Genomic DNA, 15,040 nt, shown 5'->3' with positions numbered 1-15,040 from the left:
CTCTACTACGTTAAAGCATAATATAATAATAGAAACTTACAATGATTCATTAAAAATGAACAATGTGTTGAAGAGGATTAGTAGGTCTTTCCTGTGAAACAGAGAGTAAGACCCTTGGCTGTAAGGCTTACCACAAGGGATTCCGAACCCACCTCGGAGCGGCTAGGGACTTTTTTAACCTAGACAGGGATCTTCTGCCTGTTATCAAGAAGAAAGTGGGCTTAATAGCCAATCAAGGTGGTACCACGGAAGAAAACTCTTTCGTCCTTATTTAATAGGATGAAAGAGTTATTTTTTTTCAATTGGCATGAGACCATGAATATAGTATCAGGAGGATTTACAACAATGAATGGTAATATCAAAAAACAAAGAGTAGTTGTTAAGATAGGGAGCAGTTCCTTGACGAATAGTCATGGTGGACTTTCACAGGATAAATTAAATAAACACGTAAAAGCAATAGTTGCATTACGAAAACAAGGGCATGAAGTCCTACTTGTCTCATCAGGTGCTGTTGCAACAGGTTTTACTTTACTAGGTTATCCTAGCCGTCCTGCAACCATCGAAGGGAAGCAAGCAGCGGCAGCGGTTGGGCAAGGACTATTGATACAAGCATATAATGATGCATTTAGTAAATATGGCCTTGCAGTAGCACAAATATTAATTACCCGTATCGATTTTTCTAAACGACAGCAATATAACAATGTCTATAATACTTTATCTGTTTTACTAAAGCGAGGCATAATTCCAATTATCAATGAAAATGATACCGTCGCAATTGATGAATTGACATTTGGAGATAATGATATGTTATCTGCTCTTGTAGCCGGTTTGATTCATGCAGATACATTAGTGATTTTGACAGATGCGGACGGGCTTTATGATTCCGATCCGCGTGTTCATCCTCATGCGAAAAAGTTTAAACAGGTTGATGAAATTACACCTGAAATAGAAGCACTAGCAACCGCCTCAGGTTCTTCAGTTGGAACAGGGGGAATGAAATCAAAAATCTTAGCGACAAAATTAGCTTTATCTTTAGGAGTTCATGTTTTTATAGGAACTGGGAATGGAAAAGAAACGTTGACCGATATTTTAGAAGGAAAAGGAAAAGGTACCTATTTTGGCCATTCATTGTTAAGTACATTAAAATCAAAAAAACAATGGATTGCTTTTCATTCTGATACCAATGGCCAAATCATCATTGATGAAGGAGCTGCTTTTGCTCTTATTCACGGCGGGAAAAGTTTACTTCCTGCAGGTGTGACATATGTTGATGGGAATTTTTTACCTGGTGAAGTTGTGGAGGTTTACTCCATTGATGGCCATTTGCTAGGTAAAGGACTGATCAATTACTCATCGGCACAATTAAAGGAAGTTCAAGGGAATTCTACAGAATATGCTAAAAATCATTTGGATATCGAGCGGATTGAAGTGATTCACCGTGATGATTGGGTTGCTTTACAAGAAAAGATTCAGGAGGTTGTAACAAAATGAATGAATTGATGATAAAAGCAAAAAAGGCAAAAGAGATTGTTCAATCATTAGGTATTCTTTCAACAGCAACAAAGAACCAAGCATTACTGATGATTGCTGATCAATTAGAAAAACAATCTGAATATCTGATTCATGAAAATAAAAGGGATATTGAGGAGGCAAGAAGTGCAGATGTAAGTCAGGCATTGCTTGATCGGATGATCCTGAATGAAAAACGCATTCATGAAATGGCAGAGGGTCTTCGATTATTAGTGGAGATTCCTGATCCAATTGGAGAACAAATAGAATCTTGGGAACGACCCAATGGGTTACAAATTACAAAAGTTACAGTTCCTTTGGGAGTGATAGGCATGATCTATGAGGCTCGTCCCAACGTAACCGTAGATGCAGCAGGATTATGTTTAAAAACAGGAAATGCTGTTCTTCTTCGGGGGAGTTCATCTGTCATCCATTCAAATCAAGCGATTCTAAAAATCATTCATGAAGGGCTTAAGCAAACCGGTATACCAATGGAAGCTATACAACTGATCGAAGATACCAACAGGGAGACAGTAGACCAGATGTTAAAGCTAAATGAATATCTTGATGTATTGATTCCACGTGGGGGAGCGCAATTGATTAAAACTGTTGTCCAAAATGCTTCCGTTCCGGTGATTGAAACAGGTGCCGGTAATGTTCATGTCTACATTGATAAAGATGCGGATTTAGAAATGGCAAAACGAATCACTGTGAATGCCAAAACGCAAAGGCCATCGGTTTGTAATGCTGCAGAGACATTATTGGTTCAAAAAGATTGGGCTAAAAAATATCTGGTAGAGCTGCTTGCCGAATTAAAAGCAAAGAATGTGGAACTTAGGGGATGTGAAACATCCCTAAGCATTGTACCTGAAATCAAAAAGGCAACGGAGGAAGATTGGGAAACAGAATATCTAGATTACATTATGGCGGTCAAAGTCGTAAATGATGTTGAAGAAGCAATAGCTCATATCAATCGATATGGCACAAAACATTCGGAAACGATCGTGACCAATAACACAGAAACTGCTGAGCGATTCCTACAAATGGTGGATGCTGCTGCCGTATATCACAATGCATCAACCCGTTTTACAGATGGGTTTGAATTTGGGTTTGGGGCTGAAATAGGAATTAGTACACAAAAACTACATGCAAGAGGACCAATGGGATTAAAGGCTTTAACCTCTTATAAATATATCGTTTATGGTGATGGTCAAATTCGTTAGGAGGCAAGAAAATGTTTGAAGATAAAAAAATCTGTTTTATTGGTGCAGGTTCAGTGACTGAAGCAATGATCGCCGGTCTAGCCCAAAAGAAATTGATACCTCTTGAAAACATAACGATTTTAAATAGAGAAAATCAGCAACGACTTTTTCAACTAACTAAGAAGTATGGAGTAATTTCTTCTGCTAACAAACAACAATCGATTAGTGAAGCCGATATATTGATTTTGGCTGTCAAACCAAAGGATATTGCAGAGTCTTTGCTTAACATTCGTGAGGCAACTCATCAAAAACAGTTAGTCCTGTCAGTTGTAGCAGGTGTAACGACAGATTACATTAGTGATTTACTTCAACATCATGGGCCTGTCATTCGTGCCATGCCAAATACCTCGGCGATGATTGGTATGTCTGCGACTGCGGTAGCTAAAGGAACCTATGCCAAGGAAGAAGATTTAAAAATTGTGATCTCTGTTTTAGAGTCTATCGGAACGGTATCGATTGTTGATGAAGAGCTACTCGATGCCGTTACCGGATTATCTGGCAGTGGTCCAGCTTATTTTTATTATATGATTGAGGCAATGGAACAAGCGGCTGTAGAACTTGGATTTGAACATCATAAAGCAAGGGAATTATTGATTCAAACATTAATCGGTGCTGGTCATATGTTATTGGAAACCAAAATAGACCCTACAATTTTAAGGGAAAAGGTAACAAGTCCCGGGGGAACAACGATGGCAGGATTAAAAATTTTAGAAGAATATCATTTTCAAGAAGCAATCAAAAGCGCGATTAAACAAGCAACAAAACGCTCAAAGGAGTTGGGAGCCATCTATTCCGAGTTTTATAAATAATGATCTACCCACCGAAAGATTAGATTAATCGCTTGATCTTGATATGGTTCATATAAAGGGCAATGGCCGCCATCTATTATTTCCGCGTAAGCCTTATCTTGCAAAGGAATGGCATCAACAAAAGATTTTATCATCTTTGGATCGATGATAGGGTCTTTTTTTCCACATAAACAAAATGTTGGTTGTGTGATATTAGCCACTTTTACCATTGCATGATTCCCATGATGTAATAATTCCGTAAGCCAACGGGGTGTATAAAGTTTGTTTGCTAATGGGTCATTTAACATTTGCATAGACCCCTTTGGTAATATGGGATCCAACCAGCTAATTTTTTTCAGATGGATGTACCATCTAAATGGGTTAACTGTTAAGTCAGGGGTTAACCAAGAAAATAATTCAATAAGCACGTTTATTGATTTTGGTAGTGGTTTCTTAAGAGCTATAGCAGGTGAAGATAAGATGATTCCATTGATATGATTTGAATATTCTTGAACATAACGAATAGCAATAAGGCCACCTAAACTATGCCCTAATAAAAATAAAGGGGTTTTTTGGAAATCAATTTTTACTAATTTAATTAAGATATCTAAATCCTCTAGATATTCCGTAAAACGAGAAACGTGGCCGCGAGGTCCTTCAGACTGGCCAAACCCTCGAAGATCAGGTGCAATGAAAGCGATCTGGTTTAGTAAAGCTTTCATTGCAACATGGGAGAATGCCCCAGAATGTTCACCAGCGCCATGAACTAAAATAACAAGCGCTTTAGGTTGATCTGGGATCCAATACCGAAGATATAATTTTGTTCTTTGTGCTCCTAGATAATATGTGTCATATGATTGAAACTTCATGTTCTTAGCCTCTTTATCTGATGCGTTTACCCTTGCCAATACTTTATATAGTATTTACATACAGGCCTCGCTTATACCATTATCAATGAAAGAATTGAGCAAAATAATTTTAATTTTATTCTAGGAAAAACTACTTAAATTTACAAATAATAGATTTATATTCCTGTATCTGCGAATAGTGATACTTGGGAGTTGACTATGAATTATAGATATGTTAGTGGTGCAGATAATGGTCAGTTTCATAGTATGGACGAAGGAGATATGTTAATAGATGGAGGAATATGGGCAACATCGAAGGACGGAGGCGCTGTAGGTAGCCCTTATAAGGTTTACTTCGATATCTATGAATCTGTATGGGGGTCAGATAGATACGTAGGTGTAACTTCTGTAACACCAGATTCTGAACTCGGAAAAATAACAAATTTTTCGGGTAGTTTTGGCTTACAAGCAGCTGGTGAATACTATATAGTTGCGTATAAAGTAAATGATGATGGTTGGAACTTAGCGGCATCTGGAACAATTAGTACAGAATAAATATTTCGATATTTGTTTAATGATAAAGTAGCCTCAAAAAATTTTTGAGGTTACTTTATCTAGTATTATTTACCTAAGGAGAGAGTAAATCAATGGTGGATTTTGATATATTAACATTAATTACTGGTTTTATAATTCTGGGGATATTATTTATTATTTTAAAGTTTAAATTCAAAAAGGATAATGTTTATCTTATTTTCTTATCTATTTTTTATATCTATTTATTATATGTTCTTAAATACACAATATTTCCCATATCTATATCTGGTAGTATGGTGGAAATTTTTAGGGAAGAGTTGGCCTTTTCAACAGGTATTAACATTATTCCTTTTAATTTTGACTCAATTAACTATTTATTAAGCAAGCAAGTATTTTATAATATTTTATTATCAATTCCTTTTGGGTTTGGAATATCATATATAATTAGCATCAATAGAAAAAAGTTAATTTTCTTTGGAATCATGTTTGGAATCATAATAGAAGGACTGCAGCTACTGATCTCTTTATTCTTAGGATTTCCATATAGAAGTATTGACGTTAATGATCTTATATTGAATTTTATTGGAACAATTATTGGTTACAAAATCTTTAAAATCTATTCATTTTTATTCATTATGTCCGTGAAAAAATTTGATATCAAATTAAATACATTATTAGAGTACATACATAAAGTTTCTGAGAAAGCAGTCAATGTCAATGTTAATAAGAAATAATCACTTGAGGTGCAGATAAATGAAAAAGGTAGTTTTTGGGGTAATTATACTCTTGCTTCTTTTTAGACTCAGTAGTAGAAACGTCTCTAGGTATAACGGGTTTTATTAGGAAAAGATAAATCACATCTTTTCCAGGGTAGGATTCTGCTCGATTTCCATTAAGGAGTCTAAACAAATTCTGACCTTGAAAGAGTTACTTCCATTTTACCAATTCTGAAAAGGCGTTTTTCTGTCAATAAACAAATTTATTTTGGTCAAACTCAGTCACAGATTGAATTAGATCAAAAATTTACTGTGCTAAAATTGAGTAATGATAAAAAAAGGGGGGAACAACTATTGAAGAAATTTGCAATAATCTCATTAATAAGCATAATTATTATTACTTTAAGTACAGGTTGTCAATCGAATACAGATAAACAAATACCGATCAAGATGAAGAGTCAAGAAGAGCAAATGCAAATTCAAAACAACTATACCTATGATGATTATAAACACGTTTATGAAGAGGTTCTATTGGAAACTGAAAAATTTGATATAAAAGATGCTAAATTAAAAAAATGGGTGATTAGAACACTCATTCAAGAAAAATTAAACTATGAAACTGACCTAACACAAGAACAAGTTCTGCAATTGTCCAAAGAGAAAATGAATAAAGAAAAAGCTTGGAAAGAAATTGCTGCGAAAGAGTATGGTATAAAATTAAAAGACAATGAAATTGATCAATATATTAAAGATAGTCTTGATACAGTTGATGTACCAAAACAGATGAAGGCTTATGCCGATGTATTAGGACTATCTATTGAAAATTTAAATTATCGTTACGATAGAGATCTATATGAAAAGAATTTAATTTGGGAAAAATTAATTCCAAAGTTAGAAGAGAAATATTCTACCAATGATATGAAGGTTCTTCTTCAAAAGTATAATGAAGAAGTTGATAATACTGTTAAATCAATTGGTACTTTAGTTGAATAAAGAAAATTAATAACATAAAAAAGGAAAGATATCGCTTTTTCTCCTTTTTCACTGCTTATAGTGGTGTTATTTCACATGTTAAAAACTATGTAATACCCACGAAAGAATTAAACAACATAAATAGTGAAAATGTAAAAGTTATCCTGTTTGACGACTCAGGTAATCAAAGAGTTATAAAAGAATCATTGAAAAAATAACACTTCGCAGAAATCGAAGTGTTATTTTTGTAGCTTCTTTACAAACTGATCAACTTCTTCTTGAACATATTGTATAAAAATTTCATTTCCCTGTAACCCAAAGATAAAAATAGCTTTGTTCATATACGCAATTGCTTCATCGTTTTTGTGTACATGAAACAAATTATACCCTTTTTGATAATAAAATTCACCTAGAAGATAGAGGGACTCATTTTTTAAACAGGCTTTTATTCCTTTTTCACAGTATTTTAGTGATTCACGGTATGAACCGATCTTGGTTAAAGATTTTGCTAAGTTGTACATTAAACGAACTTTTAATAATTGATCATGTAGGAATGGAAGGTGTTTTAAATGTTCAATTCCTTTTTGATAGAAAGATATTGCCTCTATGTGATCTCCAAGTTCACTGTGAATAATCCCGATGCTATTTAGAATTTCTACTTCACGTTCGGAATAAAATTCCTTATTTTTAGCAGTGAGTAGAAGAGAATCGTGCAACAAATTGAGGGCTTTTTCAGAATCACTTTCTAAATAGAAAGTCGCAATACCATGATGCCACATCAGAAATTGTTTGTTTATACTAGACTGAAACAAAGGATGACCCTGTACTTCAAGAACAGTATTCATCACTTCTAGATAATCTCTATTTCGTATAGTTTTACGAATTTGTGACATGACTTCCTTTACATAATCTTCACGAGAACTTTTCGCCATGTCAAAAAAATAGTTGACATCAACCCCTAAGCGTTCTGAGATGTAATAGATGGTTTCAGCGGAGGGAATAGCTTGACCTTTTTCAATTTTACTAATTTGTGCTTGTGTACAAATCCCTTTAGCTAATTCAGCTTGCGATAGGCCTAGAGAGGTACGTAATTGGCTAATCCCCTTCCCTAATCTTTCAATCGAGAAACTTATCATAATCACCCCAAAATTAGTGATTTTTAAGTCTATTATAGGAAAAACTACTTAAATTTACAAATAATAGATTCATTATAGAGGGAGATATTCATTATCCTATGAATATTCAGGATCGGAATCCACAAATATTCCATCATAATCGGTCTTCTATTATGGTTTTCACATCAGCTAAGAAATAAAAGGTAAAAAACTTAAAAAGGATTTACTACACTTCGCAAGTACAAGCGATGTGTTTTATTAGCAAATATTCCTATAATTATAATTTTTGATAAATGAGCGAGAATTTATGAGGAAATAGTGTATTAATTAGGTTAGATTGCCGATAAAGGCAAATACAGGAATATTTTTATTTATATATAATGATTGCAAAGGGAGAGGAGGCGCGAAAATGAAAAGAGTAGTTTTAGGGATAATTTTATCTTTACTACTTTTTAGTGCAACTCAGATTAGTCAAATTTCGAACAAGCAGTATACAGCTATAGAGACAACAATCTATGAATCTACCGATTTGCCATATCAGCATTAGATTTTATTTTTACAATTTTATTTTTATTTTGTTTGTAAAAATAACAACTTTAATTAATGAAAGAAGGTAGACTATAATGTACAGAAAATCTTTAATATTTATGAGCATTTTTCTTATGTTGTTCGTTGTTTTTTCTGAGATCACTTTTGCAGGCAACACAATTGTTAATGAAACTACTTCCAAAATTACCCTATCCCCAGAGGAAGAAAAATTACTGGATAAAAATTTTAAAGAATTGGGTATTGATAGTAAAACACGAAAGAATCTTATTAATAAATATAAAAACGGAGAATTGATTGACGCCATGAATCCAGAAGTACTAGCAAAGCTTCCAGAAAATGCTTTATCAGTCAGTCTTAAGAATCCATTAAAGAAAATTACATTCCCAGATGGTTCCGTTTTAAAATTAGAAGTTAAAGTACTAAAAAAAACTGAAATGAAACCTGAAAAGGAATTAAAAGGAGACGTTAGTTCTCAATTTTATAGTAGTTGTGGTTCAGGATATTGTACTTATTATGAAGTTCTTATTGATGGGACGAGTGGAGTACAATCTGCTGAATTCTATGCAGACTTCACTTTTGTTCAAGGTGGCGCAGATTATATTTCAAAAGTCTATGATGATAGAGTAATGGTCATAGGAGGTACTTATCAAAATAAAAGTCTTTCAATTATGAGACAGAAAGAAGATTTATATTATAATCGTCCTGCTTATGCAGCATTAACTTGGGATACAATTTCAGTTGGATGTGGTTGTTCTTCTTATCTTAAGTTATTTGTAGAAGATGACAATTATTATTCTGATGGTTCAATGTAATATATTGTAAACGGAAAAGAATTAAAATTTTTGACACTAAAGAATTGGATTTTTCCATATATCCAATTCTTTAGTGCTTTTGGAGTTTAACGTCTATCTACAATGAGATAAAGTATAATTAAGTTAAAAAACAATCTACATACATATAAGAGGGGTGAAATTTATGTTCGATTTAGGATCACCATCTGTTATTCTTATTTTGTCTAATTTAGTAATAGTCTATTTACTAATAAAATTAATCAAAAAAAAATAAATATGCCCTGGCATATTACGGTATTCTTATTCTTTCTTTTTCCGATATAATATTTCCATAGGATGTAACCACTTACTTTCTTTGGCGGGAAAATGAGTGGTTACACAATGGGAATACACTTTTTTGGTGGACGGCATATACTGGTTTTAGGGGCGGTTGCATATGATTCAGCACAAGGCGAAGAATACTTTTTTCAACAAATTGAATCAATTTCATAATTATGAGCCTTACAGGCTCAAGGCTTTTAAAAGCCAAAAAAGGAGTACCTCCCAAAATGTCGAATGAGTAAGTAACTACACCAACTCCAAGACTTAAGGAAGACTCCCTATGCCTATTATAAGACAAGAAAGCCTATTTTAAAGATAAAAATAGCTTTGTTCATATACGCAATTGCTTCATCGTTTTTGTGTACATGAAACAAATTATACCCTTTTTGATAATAAAATTCACCTAGAAGATAGAGGGACTCATTTTTTAAACAGGCTTTTATTCCTTTTTCACAGTATTTTAGTGATTCACGGTATGAACCGATCTTGGTTAAAGATTTTGCTAAGTTGTACATTAAACGAACTTTTAATAATTGATCATGTAGGAATGGAAGGTGTTTTAAATGTTCAATTCCTTTTTGATAGAAAGATATTGCCTCTATGTGATCTCCAAGTTCACTGTGAATAATCCCGATGCTATTTAGAATTTCTACTTCACGTTCGGAATAAAATTCCTTATTTTTAGCAGTGAGTAGAAGAGAATCGTGCAACAAATTGAGGGCTTTTTCAGAATCACTTTCTAAATAGAAAGTCGCAATACCATGATGCCACATCAGAAATTGTTTGTTTATACTAGACTGAAACAAAGGATGACCCTGTACTTCAAGAACAGTATTCATCACTTCTAGATAATCTCTATTTCGTATAGTTTTACGAATTTGTGACATGACTTCCTTTACATAATCTTCACGAGAACTTTTCGCCATGTCAAAAAAATAGTTGACATCAACCCCTAAGCGTTCTGAGATGTAATAGATGGTTTCAGCGGAGGGAATAGCTTGACCTTTTTCAATTTTACTAATTTGTGCTTGTGTACAAATCCCTTTAGCTAATTCAGCTTGCGATAGGCTTAGAGAGGTACGTAATTGGCTAATCCCCTTCCCTAATCTTTCAATTGAGAAACTTATCATAATCACCCGAAAATTAGTGATTTTTAAGTCTATTATAGGAAAAACTACTTAAATTTACAAATAATAGATTTATAAATATTCTTATTATTATCATTTTTAATAAGTGAGCGAGAATTTATGAGGAAATAGCGCATTAATCAGGTTAGATCGCAAATAAAGGCAAATACAGGAATTTTTGTATTTATATATAATGATGGCAACAAAAAAGGAGGTGCAGATAAATGAAAAAGGTAGTTTTAGGGATTATTTTATCCTTAAATTTCTAGTTTAAATAAGGGTTCCATTCATGTAATGAATTAAATTGAGGTTTGAAAAAGAAAAGCGCCTCCTGTATGCTATTGTATAAAAGTTTCTTTCCCTTGTAATTCAAAGATAAAAACGGCTGAGAAGGGAAATGGAAGTACAAGGGATGAAACTTGGTTTCCATCATCCCCTTGTCCTTGCATTAAGCCAAAAGATTGATCGGCTTCATACGAAAATCGTAAAGATCCAACTCCAAAAGGTCTATCAACAAAAGAAAAACAAAGATTTCCCTATCCTTGAAATATCTCATCAATACGTATGATTTGATCTTGGCCACATGCAGGACAAGAGGTAATATGGATGCATTGGTGGTTTTGTTCATCATCGGGATAGCCGTTTATCAATCTTAATTCATTAATTTCTCTATAGGGTGAATATGGACCCCAAAGCTGGTCAATTCGACCAAAATCATCTAATTGATGATGACAATGGGGACAGGTTGCTTCTAATGACATTAACCCATTACAAACTGGACAAATATACGACATCGTGACCCCTCCACATCATGAATTCCAAAAACCTAACCAATAGGTATAGACGATATAACTAACCATTAGAATAAAAGCAAAGATCGCACCAACAATCGCGTCAATATGGCTACCCACTGGAACGCGGCTAAAAAGAATACTTAGTGGAAGAATGATCGTTAACACCAATAAGAGAAGCGTGTAAAGTGTATTGATCAACGTTCTCATTCAAGAAGTCCCCCTATCATCATCATATATCTCTTATTTTGTGTAATGGGGAATAAAATATACAAGAGAAAAATACTTTCTATTACAAATAAAGAAAACTTGGCTTATGCCAAATCTTTGATGCAGGCAGAAGCCTAAGTTGCACTTATACTTGGAACTTAAAATTTTTAGCAACGTCGAGTTACCTCTTGCTAAAATTTATACCTTCCTAACGTATAAAAAAGGCCGTTTTTTAAACGACCTTTTTTTCTTACCTCTCAAAAGATTAGTGTTTACTACTGCTATGAACTGGTTGTACTCTTTCGTCAGGGTTAATATAGTGTTTGGCATTATTGACAGCTGTAGGTGCCTCACCAAATCCTGAAGCAATCAATTTAATTTTTCCTTCATATGTAGCAATATCTCCAGCAGCATAAATTCCATCGATATTTGTCTTCATTGTTGAGTCTACAACGATTCCACCGTTTTTAATTTCTAATCCCCATTCCGCAATTGGCCCTAATGAGGAAACAAAACCAAAGTTAACAATTAAATCGTCAACCTCAATCACTTGCTCATCTCCACCTTTAGGATTTGCAATGGTTACTTTTTCAATGACGTTGTCACCTTCTAATTTTGTGATAACACGAGGAACGATAACGTTTACTTTAGAATCGTACAATCTTTCTACACTATGCTCATGTGCACGGAATTTATCCCTACGGTGAATAATCGTTACTTCTTTAGCGATGTTTTCAAGCATAAGTGCCCAGTCGACTGCAGAGTCCCCACCACCAAATAGAAGTACCTTACGATCTTTAAATATATTTAAGTCGCTAACAAAATAATGTAAGTTTTTCTTTTCATACTTTTCAGCGCCTTCAAGTTCAAGCTTACGTGGTTCGAAAGCACCAATACCTGCAGTAATAATGATGGCCTTAGATAAATGAGTGCCTTTATCTGTAGTTAAAACAAAGTTACCATCGCTATTTTTTTCAACGTTAACCACTTTTTCTTCTAAACAAATGGTTGGCTCAAATTGTGAAACTTGTTCTTCTAAGCGCTTAACTAAGTCAGCAGCAAGTACTTTTGGAAATCCAGCTACATCATAAATATATTTTTCGGGATATAACGCAGCTAGTTGTCCGCCAAGTTGAGGCATGCTTTCAATTAACTTAACACTTGCTCCCCTCATCCCTGCATAAAATGTGGCAAATAAGCCAGCAGGCCCTCCGCCTATTACAGTGATTTCGTAAACCTTTTCATCATGTAACATGATTTTTCCCCACCTTTGCATGATTTTTACACATCCCCTAGTCAATTATAAACTGGAAAAGATGGTTTTTAAAGAAGTTTTTGTGAGAACAATTGCAAAATTCCAAATTAACTTTATTTGACACGCTGGATTAGAGTGAATACAATAAAAATACGTTAAGAAAAAGTTAATTGTAAAGACCTAAAGTATAATGAAATAGGAACTTATTCCTATTGAGGGAGGAGTACCTGATGAGGCTTTCTTCACGTGGTCATTATGGACTTCGAGCAATGGTATATTTAGCAAAATCAGGACTTACAAAGCCTATCCCATTGCGTCAAATCGCAAAAGATGAACATATACCTGAACCTTTTTTGGAGCAAATTTTTGTTGATTTAAGAAAAGCTGGCTTAGTCAAAAGTGTTCGTGGTGCAAAAGGTGGTTACCGTTTAGCCAATGAACCTGAAAAAGTGATTGTAGGTGATATCGTCCGTGTTCTAGAAGGTTCAATGAATATTATTGATTGTCTTGAAGATGAAGACGGAAATTGCTGTAACAAGACCGAAGACTGTTCAACAAAGATGGTTTGGGAAAAAGTTAGAGAATCGATGGCTAGTGTATTAGATGCACTTAATTTGGCTGATTTAACAATAGGAGGTAAAGCGATGATTGATTCGCTTTAGCTCTTTTTTTATTGGTTAGGATTTTATGATGGGTTCCCACAAAAGTAGTCAGAATGCGCTTCGAAGGAGGGATCGTCACTTTTATGGGATTAATTATACTTTAAATTTAACAAATAGCATGGTATGATATTCATATATTAACACTATTTTTATAGTGAAAAATATAACAATGTTAAATTATGTTGTCTTAATTTGTGAAATGATGTACAATCCAAAACATAACAGGTACGTTCCACTTTAAAAAGCAAGGAATTGGGGAACGCTAAAACACATAAAGAAAAGAAAAAGATTATATGATGGGGATGTGAGTGTATGACACCAAAGATTCTAATACTCGGTGCCGGTTACGGCGGGCTAACCACTGCATTACGTTTACAAAAGGAATTACATTATAATGAAGCCGATATTACCTTGGTCAATAAACATGATTACCACTATATTACGACGCATTTACACCAACCAGCTGCAGGAACTGTAGATCCTCGCAGGATTAAAATTGATTTAGATGAGTTAATTGATAAAGACAGGATTAACTTTATTAAAGCAGAAGTTGTAGCGATTGATATTCAGAATGAACGAAAGGTTACACTGGATAATGGGCAAGGATTAACTTATGACATCTTGGTTATTGCTTTAGGAAGCGAAGTTGAAACCTTTGGAATTGAGGGGCTAAAAGAATATGCCTTTACCATTCGTAGTATTAATTCGGTGCAACTAATCAGGGAACATATTGAATATATGTTTGCGAAGTATAAAAATGAGCCTGGACATCCTGAATATCTTACCTTTATCGTTGGAGGTGCAGGATTTACAGGTATTGAATTTGTTGGAGAATTGGCTGACCGTATTCCAGAACTCTGTGAACAATTTGAAGTGAATCCCAAAAAGGTTAGAATTATTAATATTGAAGCTGCTCCAAGTGCATTGCCAGGTTTTGATCCTCAGTTAGTGGATTATGCGATTGAAGTTTTAAAGAACAAAGGGGTAGAATTTAAAATCAATACACCTATTAAAGCATGCACAGAGGAAGGCGTCACACTGGCTGATGGGGAAGAAATAAAGGCGGGTACGGTAGTTTGGACTGGTGGAGTTAGAGGTAATAAATTGATTGAAATGTTAGGTATTGAAACCATGAGAGCGCGCATAAAAGTAGACGAGTTTCTGCGAGCACCTGGTTATCAAGATGTATTTATTATCGGCGATAATTCAATTGTCTTTAATGAAGAAGGCAGACCTTATCCACCAACAGCCCAAATTGCTGTTCAACAAGGAGAACATCTAGCAAAACAAATTACTTCTTATGTCCGAAATGGTAAAATGGACTTAAAACCGTTTAAGTTTAATCTCCGTGGAACCGTAGCTTCCCTAGGGAAAGGAGAAGCAATCGGAAAAGTAGGAAATCGTAAAATGACTGGTTATACAGCTTTAATAATGAAACAACTCATTGATAACCGATATCTATACTCAATAGGTGGGTTACCATTAGTCATCAAAAAAGGCAAACTGTTAGGCTAAAATGAAATAAACAAATCTTCATTTATCCATGAGAGTCGTTAGTAAAATGACTCTTTATTTTTTTTATTGTTTCTA

17 protein-coding genes and 1 other annotated feature are annotated in these 15,040 nt (G+C 34.2%); of the genes, 11 read left to right on the top strand and 6 right to left on the bottom strand.

Annotated elements, in window-relative coordinates; translation table 11 throughout:
* The first annotated feature begins 58 nt into the window (after positions 1–58).
* Positions 59–272 (top strand) — a binding site (T-box leader).
* A gap of 85 nt (positions 273–357) precedes the next feature.
* Genes proB through proC form a run of 3 tightly spaced genes read left to right on the top strand, consistent with a single transcriptional unit; the run spans position 358 to position 3,580 of the window.
* The gene (gene proB, locus TEPIDINF_RS08165; protein WP_068727597.1) at positions 358–1,491 is read left to right on the top strand and encodes a glutamate 5-kinase; all 1,134 of its coding nucleotides are present in this window, start codon (positions 358–360) and stop codon (positions 1,489–1,491) included.
* Positions 1,488–2,732 carry a glutamate-5-semialdehyde dehydrogenase gene (locus tag TEPIDINF_RS08160; RefSeq protein WP_421691728.1) on the top strand — a complete coding sequence of 415 codons (1,245 nt, stop codon included), beginning with the start codon at positions 1,488–1,490 and terminating at the stop codon, positions 2,730–2,732. Before proB ends, TEPIDINF_RS08160 begins: the two co-directional genes overlap by 4 nt.
* Before the next feature lie 11 nt (positions 2,733–2,743).
* Entirely contained in the window at positions 2,744–3,580 is an 837-nt protein-coding gene (gene proC / locus TEPIDINF_RS08155; RefSeq protein ID WP_068725560.1) for a pyrroline-5-carboxylate reductase, read from the top strand.
* On the opposite strand, the gene TEPIDINF_RS08150 is transcribed toward proC, so the two are convergent.
* Positions 3,571–4,428 carry an alpha/beta hydrolase gene (locus tag TEPIDINF_RS08150; protein ID WP_068725557.1) on the bottom strand — a complete coding sequence of 286 codons (858 nt, stop codon included), beginning with the start codon at positions 4,426–4,428 and terminating at the stop codon, positions 3,571–3,573. The two genes, proC and TEPIDINF_RS08150, sit on opposite strands and share 10 nt — an antisense overlap.
* A 198-nt stretch (positions 4,429–4,626) precedes the next feature.
* Between TEPIDINF_RS08150 and TEPIDINF_RS08145 the strand changes: the two genes are divergently transcribed.
* From TEPIDINF_RS08145 to TEPIDINF_RS08135, 3 genes are all read left to right on the top strand, one after another.
* Positions 4,627–4,962 carry a hypothetical protein gene (locus TEPIDINF_RS08145; RefSeq protein WP_068725555.1) on the top strand — a complete coding sequence of 112 codons (336 nt, stop codon included), beginning with the start codon at positions 4,627–4,629 and terminating at the stop codon, positions 4,960–4,962.
* A gap of 92 nt (positions 4,963–5,054) precedes the next feature.
* Positions 5,055–5,675, top strand: coding sequence for a VanZ family protein (locus TEPIDINF_RS08140; protein WP_421691727.1), 621 nt, complete (start codon positions 5,055–5,057; stop codon positions 5,673–5,675).
* Positions 5,676–6,011: 336 nt separating this feature from the next.
* Positions 6,012–6,650, top strand: coding sequence for a hypothetical protein (locus tag TEPIDINF_RS08135; RefSeq protein ID WP_068725547.1), 639 nt, complete (start codon positions 6,012–6,014; stop codon positions 6,648–6,650).
* Positions 6,651–6,868: 218 nt separating this feature from the next.
* Here the strand turns inward: TEPIDINF_RS08135 and TEPIDINF_RS08130 are convergent, their stop codons facing one another.
* Entirely contained in the window at positions 6,869–7,765 is an 897-nt protein-coding gene (locus TEPIDINF_RS08130) for a helix-turn-helix domain-containing protein (protein WP_421691726.1), read from the bottom strand.
* A gap of 388 nt (positions 7,766–8,153) precedes the next feature.
* Between TEPIDINF_RS08130 and TEPIDINF_RS08125 the strand changes: the two genes are divergently transcribed.
* Together TEPIDINF_RS08125 and TEPIDINF_RS08120 are read left to right on the top strand one after the other, a co-directional pair.
* Entirely contained in the window at positions 8,154–8,291 is a 138-nt protein-coding gene (locus TEPIDINF_RS08125) for a hypothetical protein (protein WP_161937320.1), read from the top strand.
* Positions 8,292–8,367: 76 nt separating this feature from the next.
* A complete protein-coding gene (locus tag TEPIDINF_RS08120) occupies positions 8,368–9,105 on the top strand; it encodes a hypothetical protein (protein WP_068725545.1) in 738 nt (245 codons plus the stop codon).
* A gap of 587 nt (positions 9,106–9,692) precedes the next feature.
* Here the strand turns inward: TEPIDINF_RS08120 and TEPIDINF_RS08115 are convergent.
* Entirely contained in the window at positions 9,693–10,535 is an 843-nt protein-coding gene (locus TEPIDINF_RS08115; RefSeq protein ID WP_421691725.1) for a helix-turn-helix domain-containing protein, read from the bottom strand.
* Between the two features lie 382 nt (positions 10,536–10,917).
* On the opposite strand from TEPIDINF_RS08115, the gene TEPIDINF_RS15240 reads away from it, so the two are divergent.
* Positions 10,918–11,100, top strand: coding sequence for a hypothetical protein (locus TEPIDINF_RS15240; RefSeq protein WP_476471654.1), 183 nt, complete (start codon positions 10,918–10,920; stop codon positions 11,098–11,100).
* Here TEPIDINF_RS15240 and TEPIDINF_RS08110 read toward each other — a convergent pair.
* From TEPIDINF_RS08110 to TEPIDINF_RS08100, 3 genes are all read right to left on the bottom strand, one after another.
* Positions 11,069–11,326, bottom strand: a complete 258-nt coding sequence (locus TEPIDINF_RS08110) for a hypothetical protein (RefSeq protein ID WP_068725543.1) — start codon at positions 11,324–11,326, stop codon at positions 11,069–11,071. The two genes, TEPIDINF_RS15240 and TEPIDINF_RS08110, sit on opposite strands and share 32 nt — an antisense overlap.
* 15 nt (positions 11,327–11,341) lie before the next feature.
* Positions 11,342–11,533, bottom strand: coding sequence for a hypothetical protein (locus TEPIDINF_RS08105; protein WP_068725541.1), 192 nt, complete (start codon positions 11,531–11,533; stop codon positions 11,342–11,344).
* A gap of 265 nt (positions 11,534–11,798) precedes the next feature.
* Positions 11,799–12,788: an NAD(P)/FAD-dependent oxidoreductase gene (locus tag TEPIDINF_RS08100; RefSeq protein WP_068725539.1), complete on the bottom strand. Its 990-nt coding sequence runs from the start codon at positions 12,786–12,788 to the stop codon at positions 11,799–11,801.
* Between the two features lie 230 nt (positions 12,789–13,018).
* Here TEPIDINF_RS08100 and TEPIDINF_RS08095 point away from each other — a divergent pair, with 230 nt between their 5' ends.
* Positions 13,019–13,450 (top strand): RrF2 family transcriptional regulator, encoded by a 432-nt coding sequence (locus TEPIDINF_RS08095; RefSeq protein ID WP_068725536.1) that lies wholly within the window; start codon positions 13,019–13,021, stop codon positions 13,448–13,450.
* Positions 13,451–13,762: 312 nt separating this feature from the next.
* Entirely contained in the window at positions 13,763–14,965 is a 1,203-nt protein-coding gene (locus tag TEPIDINF_RS08090) for an NAD(P)/FAD-dependent oxidoreductase (protein WP_421691724.1), read from the top strand.
* Positions 14,966–15,040 lie beyond the last annotated feature (75 nt).

Source organism: Tepidibacillus infernus, assembly GCF_048898065.1.
GTDB lineage: Bacteria > Bacillota > Bacilli > Tepidibacillales > Tepidibacillaceae > Tepidibacillus_B > Tepidibacillus_B infernus.
The sequence above is the reverse complement of the archived record's forward strand: the minus strand, read 5'-3'. Positions and strand labels throughout refer to the sequence as shown.